This window comes from Xanthomonas sp. NCPPB 1132, from assembly GCF_056629235.1.
Genome location: NZ_CM152819.1, coordinates 1,341,839 through 1,358,717, shown reverse-complemented (window position 1 = coordinate 1,358,717; position 16,879 = coordinate 1,341,839). Strand labels below are relative to the sequence as shown.

At 70.1% G+C, this 16,879-nt stretch carries 12 protein-coding genes; 3 read left to right on the top strand and 9 right to left on the bottom strand.

The genetic code is table 11. The features are described from left to right. Positions 1 to 9: 9 nt before the first annotated feature. The 3 genes from AC1G9L_RS05870 to AC1G9L_RS05860 are packed head-to-tail and all read left to right on the top strand — an operon-like array spanning position 10 to position 3,861. On the top strand, positions 10 to 2,466 hold the full coding sequence (locus tag AC1G9L_RS05870) for a DUF802 domain-containing protein (RefSeq protein ID WP_019799006.1): 2,457 nt from the start codon (positions 10 to 12) through the stop codon (positions 2,464 to 2,466). Beyond that, positions 2,463 to 3,113: an OmpA family protein gene (locus AC1G9L_RS05865; RefSeq protein WP_019799007.1), complete on the top strand. Its 651-nt coding sequence runs from the start codon at positions 2,463 to 2,465 to the stop codon at positions 3,111 to 3,113. The genes AC1G9L_RS05870 and AC1G9L_RS05865 overlap by 4 nt, the downstream gene beginning before the upstream one ends. After that, complete coding sequence (locus tag AC1G9L_RS05860; RefSeq protein ID WP_481070464.1) at positions 3,103 to 3,861, top strand: DUF2894 domain-containing protein; 759 nt, start codon at positions 3,103 to 3,105, stop codon at positions 3,859 to 3,861. Before AC1G9L_RS05865 ends, AC1G9L_RS05860 begins: the two co-directional genes overlap by 11 nt. 130 nt (positions 3,862 to 3,991) lie before the next feature. On the opposite strand, the gene tkt is transcribed toward AC1G9L_RS05860, so the two are convergent. The 9 genes from tkt to AC1G9L_RS05815 form a co-directional block, all read right to left on the bottom strand. Next, entirely contained in the window at positions 3,992 to 5,992 is a 2,001-nt protein-coding gene (gene tkt / locus AC1G9L_RS05855) for a transketolase (protein WP_019799209.1), read from the bottom strand. A gap of 218 nt (positions 5,993 to 6,210) precedes the next feature. Then, entirely contained in the window at positions 6,211 to 7,521 is a 1,311-nt protein-coding gene (locus AC1G9L_RS05850; protein ID WP_019799208.1) for a cation:dicarboxylate symporter family transporter, read from the bottom strand. A gap of 214 nt (positions 7,522 to 7,735) precedes the next feature. Next, positions 7,736 to 9,478: a BatD family protein gene (locus tag AC1G9L_RS05845; RefSeq protein ID WP_481070463.1), complete on the bottom strand. Its 1,743-nt coding sequence runs from the start codon at positions 9,476 to 9,478 to the stop codon at positions 7,736 to 7,738. Then, positions 9,475 to 11,325 (bottom strand): vWA domain-containing protein, encoded by a 1,851-nt coding sequence (locus AC1G9L_RS05840; protein ID WP_481070462.1) that lies wholly within the window; start codon positions 11,323 to 11,325, stop codon positions 9,475 to 9,477. Before AC1G9L_RS05840 ends, AC1G9L_RS05845 begins: the two co-directional genes overlap by 4 nt. Beyond that, positions 11,322 to 12,344: a vWA domain-containing protein gene (locus tag AC1G9L_RS05835; RefSeq protein WP_209248813.1), complete on the bottom strand. Its 1,023-nt coding sequence runs from the start codon at positions 12,342 to 12,344 to the stop codon at positions 11,322 to 11,324. The genes AC1G9L_RS05840 and AC1G9L_RS05835 overlap by 4 nt, the downstream gene beginning before the upstream one ends. Further along, positions 12,341 to 12,811, bottom strand: coding sequence for a DUF4381 domain-containing protein (locus AC1G9L_RS05830; protein WP_481070461.1), 471 nt, complete (start codon positions 12,809 to 12,811; stop codon positions 12,341 to 12,343). Before AC1G9L_RS05830 ends, AC1G9L_RS05835 begins: the two co-directional genes overlap by 4 nt. Beyond that, positions 12,808 to 13,746 (bottom strand): DUF58 domain-containing protein, encoded by a 939-nt coding sequence (locus AC1G9L_RS05825; RefSeq protein ID WP_371184774.1) that lies wholly within the window; start codon positions 13,744 to 13,746, stop codon positions 12,808 to 12,810. Before AC1G9L_RS05825 ends, AC1G9L_RS05830 begins: the two co-directional genes overlap by 4 nt. A 58-nt stretch (positions 13,747 to 13,804) precedes the next feature. Then, positions 13,805 to 14,824, bottom strand: a complete 1,020-nt coding sequence (locus AC1G9L_RS05820; protein WP_481070460.1) for an AAA family ATPase — start codon at positions 14,822 to 14,824, stop codon at positions 13,805 to 13,807. A gap of 151 nt (positions 14,825 to 14,975) precedes the next feature. Then, positions 14,976 to 16,874 (bottom strand): type IV pilus secretin PilQ, encoded by a 1,899-nt coding sequence (locus AC1G9L_RS05815; RefSeq protein ID WP_481070459.1) that lies wholly within the window; start codon positions 16,872 to 16,874, stop codon positions 14,976 to 14,978. Positions 16,875 to 16,879: the final 5 nt, after the last annotated feature.

Here is a 16,879-nt window from a genome sequence, read left to right as displayed (position 1 = left end):
TCGACCCTCATGCCCAAGACCCTGCTCCATTCCGTCCTGTTCCTTGCCGGCCTCGCCGTGGTCTGCTGGATCGGCGTCGGCTATCTCGGCTCCAACCCGCTGGGCGCCAGCTTCGCCGCGCTGATCGGCCTCTGCTATCTGGCCGGCATCGCCGAGCTGTACCGCTACCGTCAGGCCACGGCGACATTGCAGACCGCGCTGAGCGAGGCCGAGTCCGCGCGCGACGACCTGGGCGGCTGGCTGCAACGGCTGCACCCGAGCCTGCGCAACGCGGTGCGCCTGCGCATCGAAGGCGAGCGCGCGGCCCTGCCGGTGCCGGCGCTGACCCCGTACCTGGTCGGCCTGCTGGTGCTGCTGGGCATGCTCGGCACCTTCCTGGGCATGATGGCGACGCTGCGCGGCACCGGCCTGGCACTGGACAGCGCAACCGATCTGAATGCCATCCGCGCCTCGCTGGCGGCGCCGCTGAAGGGCCTGGGCTTCGCCTTCGGCACCTCCATCGCCGGCGTGGCCGCCTCGGCGATGCTCGGCCTGCTGGCCGCGCTGTGCCGGCGCGAGCGCCTGCAGGCGGTGCAGCACCTGGACCTGCATGCGGCCACCGCGCTGCGCATGCATTCACTGGCCTACCAGCGCAACGAGGCGTTCAAGCTGCTGCAGGCTCAGGCCATGCTGATGCCCGGCCTGATCGAGCGCATGCAGACGATGATGGCGGCGCTGGAACAGCACAGTGCGGTCAGCGGCGAACGCCTGGCCAGCAGCCAGGACGCCTTCCACAGCCGCACCGAGGCCGCCTACACGCGCCTGGCCGGCGCGGTCGAACACGCCCTGCAGGCCGGCGTGGCCGCGCATGCGCGTGCCTTCGGCGATGCGCTGGAGCCGGTGGTGCAACGCACCCTCGACGGCGTGGCACGCGAGACCGCCGCGCTGCAGGACAGTGTCGGCCAGGCGGTGCAGCGGCAGCTGGACGGCCTGACCAATGGCTTCGCCCAGGCCGCCGAACAGGCAACGCAGCGCTGGGACAGCGCGCTGGCCGAGCAGCAACGCGTCAATGGCGCGCTGCTGCAGGAACTCGGCAGCGCGCTGCAACGCGCCGGCGACGGCCTGGAGCAACGTGCCACCACGCTGGTGGAGGCGACCGCGGCACGCCTGCAGGGCGCCAGCGACGACGCCAGGCAGGCCTGGAGCGAAGCCCTGACGCAACAACGCGAGGTCAACGACAACCTCACCGCGCGCCATGCGCAGGCACTGGACACGGTAGCGAGCCGCCTGGATGCCACCGCCGAGGCGACACAGCAGGCCTGGAGCGCAGCGCTGGCGCAGCAGCGCGAGGTCAACGACGCGCTCGCCGCGCGTCATGCGCAGGCACTGGACACCGTGGCGACACGCCTGGACGCCACCGCCGAGGCCGCACAACAGGGCTGGAACGCGGCGCTGGCGCAGCAACGCGACGTCAACGACACGCTCGCCACGCGCCATGCACAGGCGCTGGAGACCGTGACCACCCGCCTGGATGCCACTGTCGAGGCCGCGCAGCAGGCCTGGAGCGCGGCGCTGGCGCAGCAACGCGAGATCAACGCGGCGTTGGCCGCACACAACGCGCAGGCGCTGGACGCCGCCTCCGCCAGCCTGGAGCAACGCGCCGCCGCGCTGGCCGAGACGCTGCAGAAGGCGCACGCCGACCTGCAGGACGCGCTGGAAGCGCGCGACCAGACGCGCCTGCAGGCCTGGACCGACAGCTTCGCCGGCATGGCTGCGACACTTGGCGCGCAATGGGAACAGCACGGCGAGCGCATCGCGCAGCGCCAGCAGGAGATCTGCAGCACCCTGCAGGAGACCGCGACGGCGATGTCCGAGCAGGGCCAGGCACAGGCGCGCGACACCATCGCCGAGATCGAGCGGCTGGTGCAGGTCGCCTCGGAAGCGCCGAAGGCCGCGGCCGACGTGGTCGCGGAACTGCGCCAGAAACTCTCCGACAGCATGGTCCGCGACACCGCCATGCTCGACGAGCGCAACCGCCTGCTGGCCACGCTGCAGACCTTGCTGGAAGCGGTCAACCACGCGTCCACCGAGCAGCGCAGCGCGGTGGACGCCCTGGTCGCGACTTCGGCAGATCTGCTGGAGCGCGTCGGCAGCCGCTTCACCGACCGGATCGAGGCCGAGACCGGCAAACTCGGCGACGCCGCCGCGCAGGTCGTCGCCGGCGCCACCGAGGTGGCCAGCCTGGGCGATGCGTTCTCCGGCGCAGTACAGGCCTTCGGCGAATCCAACATGGCCCTGCTGGAGCGCCTGCAGGGCATCGAGCAGGCCCTGGACAAGTCGTTGGCGCGCAGCGATGAACAGTTGGCCTACTACGTGGCGCAGGCGCGCGAAGTGATCGACCTGAGCATGCTCTCGCAGCAGCAGATCACCGAGGAATTGCGTCAGCTCGCCACGCGCCAGGCGCCCGACCAGGCCGACGCGGCATGAGCGACGAGCTGGAACTCGAGGCCGACAGCGGCGCGCCGGTCTGGGCGGTGTTCGGCGACCTGATGTCGGTGCTGCTCGGCGCCTTCGTGCTGATCCTGATCGGGGTGATCGGCGTGCAGCTGCAGCTGTCGAACAAGCTGGATGCGGAAATGCGTCAGCGCCAGCTTGAAGCGCAGCAGCGCAAGACCCTGGAACAGGCGCTGGCCGCGCCGCTGGCGGCCGGCCGAGTGACCCTGGTCGACGGCCGCATCGGCATCCGCGGCAACGTGCTGTTCGCACTGAACTCCGATCAGTTGCAGCCGGAGGGCCGCGACCTGCTGAAGAGCCTGGCCGCGCCGCTGGCCGGCTACCTCAAGGCGCGCGACGAGATCCTGATGGTCAGCGGCTTCACCGACGATCGCCAGGTGCGCGAAAGCAACCGCCAGTTCGCCGACAACTGGGAACTGTCGGCCGAACGCGCGTTGACCGTGACCCGTGCCCTGATCGAGGCAGGCGTCCCCGCCGATGCAGTCTTCGCCGCCGCCTTCGGCGCGCAGCAGCCGGTGGCGCCGAACGTGGACGAGGCCGGACGCGCCAGCAACCGCCGCGTGGAAATGGCGCCGCTGCCGCGCATGCGCAAGAGCGCCGCGACACCGCATGCACCCTGATCGGATCCCGGCTGCCGACCGCCTCGCCGCCTTGCGTGCACAGCATGCCGAGCGGCTGGATCCGCTGCGCTTCCGTTTCCTCGAAGCGCTGGCGCGCCGCACCGAGGCGCAGCAGGGCAAGGCGCGGGAACTGCTGGAGCAGAAGCTGTCCGCGTTGCTCGACGCTTACGCCGCGGCGCTGGCCGCGGCGCCGCAGGACGCTGGCGATGCGGCCGACGCCGCGATGCGAGCGCCGCAACCCGGCCCGCTCGGCGCCTTGCTGGCGCAGTACCGGCCTGCGACTGCGGCGGCCACCGCCCGCGGCGCTCAGGATACCGCCGTCGGCGCCCATGTGGAGACCGACACCGAGACGTCCAAGGCGACCGGCGCAACCGATGCAGAGGCCGCTGCGCCGTCGCACGCGCCTGCAGCAAGCGCCGCAGCGCGGCTTGCCGCGCCCCAGTTGCCCGCGGTCGAAGACGCGCGCCGGCTGTGGACGGAGCTGCGCAGCCGCAGCCAATTGCGGCAGTCCCTGCAACCGGCACCCGCCGACGCCGGCCCGCTCAACTCCGGCGTGCTGGTGCATCGCGCCGTGGCGCTGATGCGCACGCTCTCGCCCGGCTACCTGCAGCACTTCCTGTCCTACGTCGATGCACTGTCCTGGTTGCAGCAACTGCAGGAGGCGGGCGCACTGGCGACGCCGCAGAAATCCGGCAGCACTGCCGGCAAGCCTGCGACGCCGCGCAGCAAGCCGCGCAAGCGCGGTTGATCCCATCGCCGACGCGTATCGCGCCGATTGCGTGGTCGTAGGGGCGTCCCTTTCCTCATCCGACACACCCACACAGGCAAGAAAAAGGCCGGCATGCGCCGGCCTTTTTCGTCACCATCGTGGCTGTCTGTTACAGCGCCTTCGCCGCCGCCACCACGTGTTCGGCGGTGATCTGGAAGTGCTTGTACAGCACGTTCGCCGGCGCCGACGCACCGAAGCTGTCGATGCCCACCACCGCGCCGTCCAGGCCCACGTAGGCGCGCCAGAAGGCGGTGACACCGGCTTCCACCGCCACACGCTTGCGCACCGCCGCCGGCAGCACCGACTCGCGGTAGGCGGCGTCCTGGCGATCGAACACGTCGGTGCACGGCATCGACACCACGCGGGTCTTCAGGCCCGCGGCATCCAGCGCCTGCTTGGCTTCCACCGCCAGGCCCACTTCCGAGCCGGTGCCGATCAGGATCACGTCGGGCGTGCCGCCTTCGGCATCGGCCAGCACGTAACCGCCGCGCTCGATCAACTTGATCTGCTCGGCGCTGCGCGGCTGGTGCGGCAGGTTCTGGCGGCTGAACACCAGGCAGCTCGGGCCGTCCTTGCGGGTGATCGCGGCCTTCCAGCTCACCGCCGACTCCACGGTGTCGCAGGGGCGCCACACGTCGTTGTTGGGGATGTAGCGCAGCGACGCCAGATGCTCCACCGGCTGGTGAGTCGGGCCGTCCTCGCCCAGGCCGATCGAGTCGTGGGTGTAGACGTGGATCGCATGCGCCGGGATCAGCGCGCTCATGCGCACGCCGTTGCGCGCGTAGTCGCTGAACACCAGGAAGGTGGCGTCGAACGGGATGAAGCCGCCATGCAGCGCCAGGCCGTTGGCGATGGCGGTCATGCCGAACTCGCGCACGCCGTAGTACACGTAGTTGGCGTTCGGGTCGTCGCTGGCGACCGACTTGCTGGCCTTCCACAGGGTCAGGTTGGAATGCGCCAGGTCGGCCGAACCGCCGACCAGTTCCGGCAGCAGCGGCGCGAAGGTTTCGATCGCCATCTGCGAGGCCTTGCGCGAGGCGATGGTCTGGCCTTCGGCGGCCTGCTTGGCGATGTAGGCGTCGGCCTGAGCGAGGAAGTCCTCCGGCAGCTCGCCGTGCGAGCGGCGGGTCAGTTCCGCGGCTTCGGCCGGGTACTGCTTGGCGTACTTGTCGAAGGCCTGCTCCCACTCGGCCTGGCGCAGCGTGCCGGCACCACCGGCGCGCCAGCCGTCGTAGATCGCCTGCGGAATCTCGAACGGTGCGTACGGCCAGTTCAGCGCCTTGCGCGCGCCCTCCAGCTCTTCCTTGCCCAGCGCGGCGCCGTGCGAGGATTCCTTGCCGGCCTTGGTCGGCGCACCGAAGCCGATGGTGGTGCGGCAGCAGATCAGGGTCGGCTTCTCGCTCTCGGCGATCGCCGCCTCGATCGCGGCCTTGACCGCATCGGCATCCTGGCCGTCGACGTCGCGGATCACGTGCCAGTGATAGGCCTCGAACCGGGCCGGGGTGTTGTCGCTGAACCAGCCGGCGGTGTTGCCGTCGATGGAGATATGGTTGTTGTCCCAGAACGCCACCAGCTTGCCCAGGCCCCAGGTGCCGGCCAGCGAGGCGGCCTCGTGGGACACGCCCTCCATCATGCAGCCGTCGCCCATGAACACCCAGGTGCGGTGGTCGACGATCTGGTGCTCAGGGCGGTTGTAGCGCTGCGCCAGCAGCTTTTCGGCGAGCGCAAAACCGACCGCGTTGGCAAAGCCCTGGCCGAGCGGACCAGTGGTGGTCTCCACCCCCGGGGTCTCGCTGCGCTCGGGGTGGCCGGCGGTCTTGCTGTGCAGCTGGCGGAAGCGCTTGAGCTCCTCGATCGGCAGGTCGTAGCCGGACAGGTGCAGCAGCGCGTACTGCAGCATCGAGCCGTGGCCGTTGGACAGCACGAAGCGGTCGCGGTTGAACCAGTGCGGATTGTTCGGGTTGTGGCTGAGGAAGTCGTTCCACAGCACTTCGGCGATGTCGGCCATGCCCATCGGCATGCCGGGATGGCCGGAATTGGCGGCCTCGACCGCATCGGCGGCAAGGAAACGGATCGCATTGGCGAGTTCGCGGCGGGTAGGCGTCGTCATGAGGAATCTGTCGGAAGCGGGCGCGTGGCGTCGGGCCCACTATTGTCCCACAGGCGGGGATTGGGGATTGGGGATTGGTAGCGTCTCACCGGCTGGACGCCCGAGATGACGTAGGAGCGGCTTCAGCCGCGACAGGCGTTCACCGGGAGGCCCATCGCGGCTGAGGCCGCTCTCACGCGCGGCCGGTCAGGCGGCGACACTGCCGCCTTTACCAATCCCTAATCCCGAATCCCTAATCCCGAATCCCCGCCATCCTCACCCTTGGCCACCATCGTGGTCAAAGCCAGATCGCCGGTCACGTTCAGCGCGGTACGGCACATGTCCAGGAAATGGTTGACGCCGAGGATCATGCCGATGCCGACCGGGTCCACCCCGACCATCGCGCAGATCAGCGCCACCACCGGCAGCGAGCCGGACGGCACGCCCGCGGTGCCGATGCCGCCGAGGATGCACACCAGCATCACCATGCACTGCTGCGCGATGCTCAGCTCCACGCCGAAGAACTGCGCCAGGAAGATCACCGTCACGCCCTCGAACAGCGCAGTGCCGTTCTGGTTGGCGGTGGCGCCGACGGTGAGCACGAACCGCGACACCTTGTGCGGCAGCCCCATCTGGTCGGCCACGCGCAGCGCGGTCGGCAGGGTGGCGTTGCTGGACGCGGTGGAGAACGCCATCACCGTCGCCTCGCGGGTGGCGCGGAAGAACCACAGCGGCGAGCGCCCGGCCAGGCGCACCGCCACGCCGTAGCTCACCACCATGTGCAGGCCCAGCGCCAGCACCACCACGCCCACGTAGGCGCCTAGCCGCACCAGCAGCTCGAAGCCGAACAGCGCCGCCAGGTTGAACATGAAGCAGGCCACTGCATACGGCGCCAGGCGGATCACCAACCCGATCAGGGTCATCGAGATCTCGAACACACCCTCGATGCCGCGGCGCAGCGTCGCCACCTTGGCGTCTTCGCTGAGCACCATGCCCACGCCGAACATCACCGCGAAGAACATCAGCGACAGGATCGCGCCATTGCTGGAGGCGGCTGCGACCACGTTGTCGGGCACGATCGACAGCAGCATGTCCATGCCGTGCGGCTGGTGCTTGCTCTGGTCGACGATCTGCGCGGTGCGCTCCACGTTCTGCTGCAGCAACTGCTGCGCCAGTTCGCGATCCACGCCGATGCCGGGCTTGAGCACGTTGACCAGCACCAGGCCCAGCAGCACCGCCACACCCGACAGCACCACCGTGTAGCCCAGCGTCTTCCAGCCGATGCGCCCGAGCGCGCGGATGTCGCCCATCTCCGAAATGCCCATCACCAGCGCCGAGAACAGCAGCGGCACGATCAGCATGAAGATCAGGCTGAGGAACAGCTTGGAGAACGGCGTGGTGAGGTACTTGGTCAGCGCCTGCACCCAGGCCGCATCGCCGCCCACGCTCATGTGCACCGCCAGGCCCAGCACCAGCCCGAGGACGAAGCCGATCGCCATTTTCCAGTGCAACGGCATGCCGGTTTCGGCCTTCACGGGGGTGTCGGTCATGAGTACGCCTTGCGAGGAGAGGCACTCAGCTTAACAAACCATGAGCAGACATCGACCAACACACACTGACATAGGTTGCGCTGCGGGTGCCTCGGCTGGCCAAGGGGCGCCGACAACGCGACGTCAGGTCGCAGGCTTGCCGAGGCTGGCAAACCGCACCGCGCGCCATCGCGTCATCGCGTCATCGGACGGCAGGCTGGCGAGCCGCGCCGGCTCAGGCGTTGCGCCTCGGATACAGCGGCGGCAGATCGTCTGCGGCCGCGCCGCGCGTTGCGACGCGCCAGCGTGGACCGGACGCGAACGCCGTACGCAGCGCAGCACGTGCACCTGCCACATCCCCGCCACCGCCCCAGCGCGCGTGCTGCATGCGCCGGACGGCGTCGCGCTGCGCCGGATCGTCCAGACGCTGCACCATCGCATCCAGATCGGCGACGCCGGCCTGCGCGCACAGGATCGCCGCGACCTCGTCGAGTCCGCCGCTGTCCAGCGCCTTGCGCAATTCCGGCAATGCGGCGCGTGTGCCCGCAGGCGCCGCGTTGCCCGTCGTGGCAGGCAGTGCCGCAACGGCGCGCGAGCGGCGCGCGCGGCGCCAGGCCCAGACCAGGGTCAGCAGCCACAGCACCGCGAAGCCCACGGCCAATCCCATCCACAGCGGCAAGGAGGCAAGCCGTCCCTGCAGTGTGTGCGTCGGCGTCACCGCAGTGTCGGCAGGAACCACGCTCAGCGTCGGCGCCGCCGGGCTGACCGGAGCCGGGGCCGGCGCGGGCACGCCCTGTCCGGGCTGCACCTGCAGGGTCAGGTCCGGCAGGCTGGCCTCGCGCGCAGCGCCGGCGCCGACGTCCCACCAGGGCATGCGCAGGCCGCGCACCAGTAGCGGGCCCGCTGCCTGCGGCACGATCGAGTAACGGCGGGTGACGGTCACCTGCGGGCCGCCGTCGACGAAGCGTTCCTGTACCTGCGGCGGCTCCGCGAACACCTGCGCGCCATCGACGCTGGGCGTGGGCAGTTCGGGGAACTGCGCCTGCGTCGCGCCGCGTGCGGTGGCCTCGACCACGATGTCGGCAGCCTCCCCGGGCTTGGCGCGTTGCGGCGTGGCGGTGTAGCGCAGGCGCAGTTCGTGCAGCGGCAGCCAGGGCTGCGGCGCATTGGCCGGCTGCGCGCGTACCTGCAGGGTCTGCGCAGTGCCGCGCGCATTGAGTTCGCCGCCACGGCCGAAATAGTCGTCGAAGAAGCCGGTGGGGCCGCGGCCGTTGAATCGCGCGCCCGGCAATATCAGCGCGCCGCTGCGCTCGGGGACCAGTAGGTAGTGCCGCTCGATCACCGTGTACATGCGTCCGTCGATCTGGCGACGGTTCTGGATATCGTCGCCGACGCGCTGCAGCGACGCGCCGGCCGGCGCGTCCAGGTCGAGCTCGCCCGAACTCAGCGGCACGCCGAGATACAGCCGCACCACCACGCCCACGCTCTGCTGCACGTACGGCTTTGCATCGTCGACGACGGTCTGCACGAACACATCGGCATTGGCTACCTGCGCCGGCACATCGGCATTGGTGGTGGCCGGCACCGCGGCACTGGCCGCAGCGACTTCCAGCCGCAATGGCGCGGTGCGCTCGTTGCCGACCTGCAGCGACGGGATCTCCAGGGTGCCGGTGCTGCGCGGGGTCAGCATCACGCCAAACAAGGACTTCGCCGACACCGCGCCGTTGACGATCTGCATCTGCCGGCTCTTGACCTCGTTGCTGAGCGCGAAATCCGCGCGCAACGGCGTGTAGTCCGGCGTGGCCGCGGCCTGGTCGGTCTCGATGTTGAGGGTCACGCCCTCGCCGGCGCCGATGTTGTCGCGGTCCAGCCACGCGCGCGTGGCCGCGCCCGCCGGCAACGCCAGCAGCAGCGCGGCCGCAACCATCAGCACCGCGCACAGCCGTGTCCCCTGGCCGAGTCGCCTGAAGTGGATCATGGTTCTTGTTCCCGCTGCCTGCGTTCGTGTTCCAGCCTGAATTTGGCGCGCAGCAGATTGCCCGGATCGTCCGGCACCCGCCGCAACCATGCCTCCACCGCCTGGCGCTGCTCGCGCTGCTGCGGCGTCTCGTTGGCGGCGGCAGCGGCGCGTTCGGCGGCCTGCTTGTCGGCACCGCCCTGCTGCGCCATCGCCTGCTGCATCTGCTGGCGCTGCGCCGCATCGGCCTGTTGTTGCGCCTGCGCATCGCCGGGCTTCGGCGGCGCCTGCTGCGCGTCCTTGGCGCCATTGCGTCCCTGCTGGCCGTCCCGCTGCTGGCCGTTCTGTTGCTGCCCGTCCTTCTGCTGCTGGTCCTTCTGCGCACCGTTCTGCTGTTGACCCGACTGCTGCTGGCCGTTTTGCTGCTGGCCGCTCTGTTGCTGACCGTTCTGCGACTGCCCGCCCTTCTGCTGCTGCCCGTCCTTGCCCTGCTGGCCGGATTTGGAGTTCTGCGACGACTGGCGCTTGCGCGCCGCCTCCACCGCCGCACGGTTGGCGATCGCATCGGCCATCTGCGGATGCAGCTTCAGCGCCTTGTCGTAGGCGTCGATCGCCTCGTCGTAGCGGCCCTGGCGCGCCAGCGCATTGCCTAGGTTGTACCAGCCGGCGTCGCTGTCGATGCCTTCGAACTGCTGCTGCGCGGCGGCGAAATCGCCCTTGCGATAGGCCTGCACGCCCGCGTCCAGCCGTTGCTGGCGGACCTGGTCGGCACGTTCCCACAATCCGCCTGCGACAGGACCGGGTGGCGGCATCTGTGCCTGTGGCGGCGCCGGTGCCTGCGCATGCACCGGGAGCGGCGCCGCCAGCGGCACCAACACCAGCAGCAGCACCGCGGCGCCACCGCGACGGCGGAACGCGAGCAATGCCAGCAGCATCAGCGGCGGCAACAACCAGTAGCCCTGGTCCAGCCAGACCCGGCCATGGCTTTCGTCGGCGGCCGTCGCATCCTCTTCCTGCGGCCGCAGCACGCCAAGCGCGCGCAGATCCGTCTCGTCGGGCGTCAGCCCGGCGTAGCGACCGGTGCCGGCCGCCGCCAGCGCGCGCAACGAGTCCGCATCCAGTTGCGCGTGCGCGAGCCGGCCCTGGTCGTCGCGGTAGGCGGCGCCTTGCGCGGTCCCCAATCCCAACGCGGACACGTGATAGCCCTGCCCCGCCGCACGCGCCGCCGCCTGCTGCGCCTGCGCGTCGGCCTGGTCGCTGAGCACCAGGATGTCGCCGCGGGAGAAGCCGGCCTGGCGCAACAACTGCGCCGCCCAGTCGATCGCCAGATCGGTGCGCTGCCCCGCCACCGGCATCACCTGTGGCGACAGCGCGTCCAGGAACAGGCCCACGTTCGCCGCATCGTCGGTCAGCGGCGCCACCGTGTACGGCTCGCCAGCGTAGGCCACCAGCGCCACTTCGCCGCCGGCGCGCTCGTGCAGCAGCCGCGCCAGCTTGGCCCGTGCCTGCAGCAGCCGCGACGGCGGCAGGTCGCGCGCGTCGATCTGCGCGGACAGATCCAGCGCGATCACCAACGGCGTGCGCGCCTGCCACAGCGGCTGCTGTTCCTGGCGCCAACTCGGCCCGGCCAGCGCCAACACGGCCAGCGCATACCCCAGCACGCCCAGCAACAGGCCGGCGCTGCCCTTGGCATCGCCGCGCGCCAGCAGGTGCGGCAGCAGATGCGGGTCCACCGTGCGCCGCCAGATGTCCCGGCGCCGGCGCCGCCGCCACCAGCTCCATGCCAGCAACGGCAGCAACAGCAGCGCCCACAGCCATTCGGGGCGCAGCAGGTGCAGGGCCTGGAAGAACTCCGCCACGCGGGTCATTGCCGCCTCCAGGGCCAGATGAAGGACAGCAAGGCCAGGACCAGCGCTGCGGCCAGCGGCCAGGCGTAGCGTTCGATCCGCGGCCGCACCGCCGGGCCGGCCGAACGCACCGGCTCGAGCCGGTCCAGTTCGGCATAGATCGACGCCAGCTCGGCGGTATCGCGGGCGCGGAAGAAGCGCCCACCGGTGTCCTGCGCGATCTTGCGCAGTGTGTCCTCGTCAACCTGGTCGTCGCCGCCGCTGCCGGGGATCGGCAGGCCGAACAGGGACATGCCGCCATCGCCGCCGAAGGCGATGGTGTACACGCGCACGTGTTCGGCCTTGGCCAGTTCCGCGGCCTTCAGCGGGTCGAGCACGCCGGCGGTGTTGACGCCGTCGGTGAGCACGATCAGCACGCGCTCGCCCTGCTTCTGCTCGCGCAGGCGCTTGACCGCCAGCGCGATCGCATCGCCCAACGCGGTCTCGCGCCCGGCCAGGCCGACCACGCTGTCGCGCAACTGGTCGCGTACCGTGGCCAGATCGGCGGTCAACGGGGTCAGCGCATACGCCTGCTGGCCGAACACCAGCAGGCCGATGCGGTCGCCGTCGCGGCGGTCGAGGAAGTCGGCCAGCACCGCCTTGGCCGCGGTGAGGCGATCGACCACGCGTCCGCCCAGGGTCATGTCCGGCTCGCTCATGCTGCCGGACAGATCCACCGCCAGCATCAACTGGCGTGCCTGCTGCGGCGGCATGATGGGTTCGCCCAGTTGCAGCGGACGCGCCGCCGCTGCGCACAGACAGAACCAGGCCAGCCATGCCAGCCACACGCTGGCGCGCCACAATCCGCCGCGCGCCGGCGCGGCGGCCACGGCCTGCAGGCGTTCGCCATAGGGCACGCGCAGGGCCGGCGCATTGCCGCGCCGCGCCGGCAGCAGCAGGTTGGCCAGCAAGGGCAGCGGCATCGCCAGCCACATCCAGGGCCAGGCGAAACCGGCCAGCAGGTCGCTGAGGCTCTGCCACGACGACGGCAACAGGCTCATCGCCGTCCTCCGCGCCGCGTCGCCGCCATCAACGCCAGGAACCGGCGCCGCGCCAGCGGCAGCAACGCCTGCACCTGTGCCGGGTCGAGGCTGGGGCGGTAGCCACCGTCGAGCAACACGCGGCCGGGGCCGGCGGAGAACGCCTGGTGTTTGTCGCCGCCATCCAGGAACCGCAACCACTCTTCGCCCTGCAGTGCCGCAGCGGCCGGATCGCGGCGTTGCGCCGCGCGCCGCAGCAGCTCCGAGACCGCGGCCACCTGCGCCGGCGGTTCGCCCGTACGCGTTGCCGCGTCGAACTGGCGCTGCCAGCGCTGCACGCGCTGGCGCCGACGCAACCACACGAACAGCGCCGCACCGATCGCCAGCAGCAGCACGGCCGCCAGCATCCACCAGCCCGGTGCGGGCGGCCACCACGCCGGTGCCGGCGGCAGGTGCACATCGCGTAGTTGAAGTTGCTGCGGGCTCATGGCGTCGCGCCCCGCTGCACCGGCAGCAACCACGACTCGCTGGGCGCGTCGCTCAACAGCACCCGCACCTGCACACCGCGGCCCGGCAGTTCTGCGGCCAGGGTTTCCAGCGGCTGCACGAACTGCGCGCGCCAGCGCTGTTGCGCGGCGCTCGCCAGCAGATCCACTTCCACGCGGCGGCCGCTCGCCCAGAACGGCAGGGCCGCGCGCGGCGGCTGCACTTCCAACGGGTCGGCGAGCAGCAGCAGTTCCACTTCGTTGTGCAGCGCCAGTGCCGCCCAGCGCGCGGCGGGCACTGCCTGCGCGCTGGCCGGATCGGCCAGCACGGTCAGGCGCGATCCCGGACGCAGCAGCTTGGCTGCGTGATCCAGCGCCATGCCGAGTCCGGCGTCGTCCTGCGGCGGCTGTGCGTACCAGCGTGCCAACGCATCGAGCACACGCAGCACGCCGCGCGGTCCGGATGCGGGCGGCACCGGCGCTTCGCTGCGGCTGCCGCGCAAGGCGGCCAGCCGATCGCCCTGGCGCTGCGCCGCCCACGCCGCCACCGCGCCGGCACGCGCGGCCTGCACCGACTTGAAGCGGACGCGGGTGCCGAAGTACAGCGACGGCGCGGTATCGGCGACGATCAGGCTGAGGCGTTCGCGCTCGGCCTGAAACAATTTGGTGTGGGTGCGGCCGCTGCGCGCAGTCAGCCGCCAATCGATGTGCCGCACGTCATCGCCCACCACGTACTCGCGCGATTCGGCGTACTCCATGCCGCGCCCGCGCATCGGCGACGGGGCGGCCCCACTGAGGCCATGACGGCCGCGGCGCGGCGGTGGAATGCGCGCGACCGCAGCGCGCAGGGCCACCAGCTCGGCCAGGCTGGGGCGGATCCCCGCCTCGGCCGGCGCGGCGGCGTGCGGCATGCCCGGCGCGGTCGGCTGCGGTGCCATCGTCGTTACTCCGCGCGCAGGCGGGTAGCGGACAGCAGCCGTGCTTGGTGGCGCCCGCTCACGGCGGCGGCACCTTGTCCAGCAGGGCGGCGACCAGGCGATCGCCGTCCCAGCCTTCGGCGGTGGCTTCATAGCTGGGCAGCACGCGATGGCGCAGCACATCGGCGGCGACCGCGCGCACGTCGTCGGGCGTGACGAAGTCGCGTCCGGCCAGCCACGCACGGGCGCGGGCGCAACGCTCCAGCGCGATCGAGCCGCGTGGGCTTGCCCCCCAGGCGATGCGCCGCGCCAATGCGGGGTCGTAGCCGCTGGCGTCGCGCGAGGCCAGCACCAGTTCGATCAGATAGCGCTCCAGCGGCGGCGCCATGTGCAACGCCAGCACCGCGCGGCGCGCCGCGAACACGTCTTCCAGCGGCATGCGCGGCGGCGGTGCCTCGCCCGCCTCCAATGTCTCGCGAGCGCGCTCGCGCGCCAGGCGCAGGATCTCCGCTTCCGCGGCCGCCTCCGGATAGCCGATCCGCACATGCATCAGGAAGCGGTCCAACTGCGCCTCCGGCAGCGGGAAGGTGCCCTCCTGCTCGATCGGATTCTGCGTCGCCATCACCAGGAACAGCTTCGGCAGCGCATAGGTATGCCGGCCGACGGTGACCTGACGCTCGCCCATCGCTTCGAGCAGCGCCGACTGCACCTTGGCCGGTGCGCGGTTGATTTCGTCGGCGAGCAGGATCGGATGGAAGATCGGCCCGGGCAGGAACTCGAAGCGGCTTTCCTGCGGACGCCACACCTCGGTGCCGGTAAGGTCGGCCGGGAGCAGGTCGGGCGTGAACTGCACGCGGGCGAAGTCCGCTTCCAGGCGCGAGGCCAGCGCGCGGATCGCCGTGGTCTTGGCCAGGCCGGGCGCGCCTTCGACCAGCAGATGGCCGTCGGCGAGCAGCGCGATCAGCAGACGTTCCACCAGCGCCGACTGACCGACGATGGTCTGGGACAGGCCGTCGCGCAGGGCGACGAAGGCGGCGTGCAGGCGCTGCTGCTCGGGCGCGGCCGGCGGAGAATCGAGGGGTGAGGATGACGTGTTCATTTGCGCAGTCTGACCGATCACCGGTGAAAATGGTTCCGCGCGCGGCCGACGCCGCGTGCGGCGAATTCAGGATTTCCTCATCCACGCAGCATAAACGCCGACGGGAGAGGCTCGCGCCTCTCCCGTCGGAGGATCCCGCCTTGTCCGCCGATCAGCCGGCGCGCTTGGCCACGCGCATCACTTTCGGTGTCACGAAGATCAACAGTTCGGCCTTGTCCTTGCTGCGGCCGCGCTTCTTGAACAGGTTGCCCAGGAACGGTACATCGCCCAGGAACGGCACCTTGGAAATGCTGCTGCGATCGTTGAACTCATAGACGCCACCGATCACCACGGTTTGCCCATCGTCCACCAGCACCGCGGTATTGATTTCGCGACGATTGATGATGGGCACCGTACCGTAACCGCTGAGCGTCACGTAGCTGTCGACCTCATCCTTCTTCACGTTCATGTTCAAGAAGATGCGGTTGTCGTCGGTAATGGTCGGCGTCACCTTGAGTTCCAGCAGCACTTCCTTGAACTGCACATTCGGGGTAGCGGCAGTACCGGCGGTACCGCCGGTGATGGTGACGTAACCGATTTCCTTGCCTTGGCGGATCACCGCCTCGCGCTGGTTGGACGTCACGATGCGAGGATTGGAAATCACTTCGCCGCGCCCTTCTTCCTGCAAGGCAGACAGCTCGAGATCCAGATTGAAGTTGGCGCCAAGCAGTGTGTACGCGAGGCTTGGCAACGTGGCAGGCGTAGTGAAGGTTTTCCCGCTCAGATCGACATTGAGCCCGCGCGTGGCCGACGTATTCCCGCCGGTAGCGGTGCTACCGATCGTCGCGACATTTCCTCCACTGTAGGTGTGGGTGCCACCAATACCAAATTTAGCGCCCAAGTCACGCGCGAAAGTATCGGTCGCAATGACGATGCGGCCTTCGATCAGCACCTGGTCGACCGGGCGGTCGATCACGTTGATCAGCTCGCGCATCTGCGCGACCTTCTTCGGGATGTCACTGATCATCAGCGTGTTGGTGCGCTCGTCGGCGACGATGCGCCCACGCGGCGACAGGAAGCCGTTGTCGTTCTGGCTGTTACCGTTGCTGCCGCCGTTTCCACCACCACCGCCACCACTACCACCGATACCCTTGGCCTCGGTCAGCGCCTTGAAGATCGCGGTGGCGCTGTGATAGTTGATCTGCACGTAGTCGGTGATCAGGTCCTCGCGGTTCTCGATCGCGATGCGCGCGTCTTCCTTGTCCTGCTCGAACTTGGCCAGTTCCTGCTGCGGCGCGACCCAGATCACCTTGCCGTCGCGGCGCTTGTCCAGGCCCTTGGCGCGCAGCACGATGTCCAGCGCCTGGTCCCACGGCACGTTGACCAGGCGCAGGGTGACACTGCCCTGGGCGGTGTCGGAGGCGACGATGTTGAGATTGGACTCCTCGGCGATCAACTGCAGCACCGTGCGCACCGGCACGTCCTGGAAGTTGAAGGTCACCGGCTTGCCGCTGTAGCCGCGGGCAGCGACCTGCGCGGCGGCCTGGCTCACCGTGGTGGCGGTGACCGCGCCCACCGCCGGCGCGGCGGCGCGCGGGGTGATCTCGACCACATACTCGTTCCCGGACTGATAGGCCAGGGATTCGAAGCCGCCATTGGTGTTCAGCACCAGCTCGGCACCGCCGGCATAGGGCTTGGCATCGATGCGCTGCACCGGGGTCGCGAAGTCGGTGACGTTGAGCGGACGCTGCAGTTCCGGCGGCAGCACGGCATTACCGACGTCGACCACGACGTTGTTGCCCTGGGTGCGCAGGTCCGGGCTGGCGCCGCTGCCGTTGAACGAAAGGATCAGCCGCCCCGCGCCGCCGTCGCCGCGCTTGAAGTCGATCTTCGACACCGTGAGCTTGGCTGGCGCCGCCGCGGGCGCGGCAGGTGCGGCAGCAGGCGCGGCAGGCGTTGCCGCAATGGCGACGACCGCGTTCCCGAGCATCGCCGCCAACCCCAAGGCGCATAGCCGCATCGTCGCGTGGCGCCGGATGGGGCGCAGGCTCAGGGCTTTGGAAAAAGTCATCGTGC

Bases quoted from the DNA above. Each gene is read 5' to 3' on its own strand.
- AC1G9L_RS05870 (WP_019799006.1), top strand. From the start codon at position 10: ATGCCCAAGACCCTGCTCCATTCCGTCCTGTTCCTTGCCGGCCTCGCC.
- AC1G9L_RS05865 (WP_019799007.1), top strand. From the start codon at position 2,463: ATGAGCGACGAGCTGGAACTCGAGGCCGACAGCGGCGCGCCGGTCTGG.
- AC1G9L_RS05860 (WP_481070464.1), top strand. From the start codon at position 3,103: ATGCACCCTGATCGGATCCCGGCTGCCGACCGCCTCGCCGCCTTGCGT.
- tkt (WP_019799209.1), bottom strand. From the start codon at position 5,992: ATGACGACGCCTACCCGCCGCGAACTCGCCAATGCGATCCGTTTCCTT.
- AC1G9L_RS05850 (WP_019799208.1), bottom strand. From the start codon at position 7,521: ATGACCGACACCCCCGTGAAGGCCGAAACCGGCATGCCGTTGCACTGG.
- AC1G9L_RS05845 (WP_481070463.1), bottom strand. From the start codon at position 9,478: ATGATCCACTTCAGGCGACTCGGCCAGGGGACACGGCTGTGCGCGGTG.
- AC1G9L_RS05840 (WP_481070462.1), bottom strand. From the start codon at position 11,325: ATGACCCGCGTGGCGGAGTTCTTCCAGGCCCTGCACCTGCTGCGCCCC.
- AC1G9L_RS05835 (WP_209248813.1), bottom strand. From the start codon at position 12,344: ATGAGCCTGTTGCCGTCGTCGTGGCAGAGCCTCAGCGACCTGCTGGCC.
- AC1G9L_RS05830 (WP_481070461.1), bottom strand. From the start codon at position 12,811: ATGAGCCCGCAGCAACTTCAACTACGCGATGTGCACCTGCCGCCGGCA.
- AC1G9L_RS05825 (WP_371184774.1), bottom strand. From the start codon at position 13,746: ATGGCACCGCAGCCGACCGCGCCGGGCATGCCGCACGCCGCCGCGCCG.
- AC1G9L_RS05820 (WP_481070460.1), bottom strand. From the start codon at position 14,824: ATGAACACGTCATCCTCACCCCTCGATTCTCCGCCGGCCGCGCCCGAG.
- AC1G9L_RS05815 (WP_481070459.1), bottom strand. From the start codon at position 16,874: ATGACTTTTTCCAAAGCCCTGAGCCTGCGCCCCATCCGGCGCCACGCG.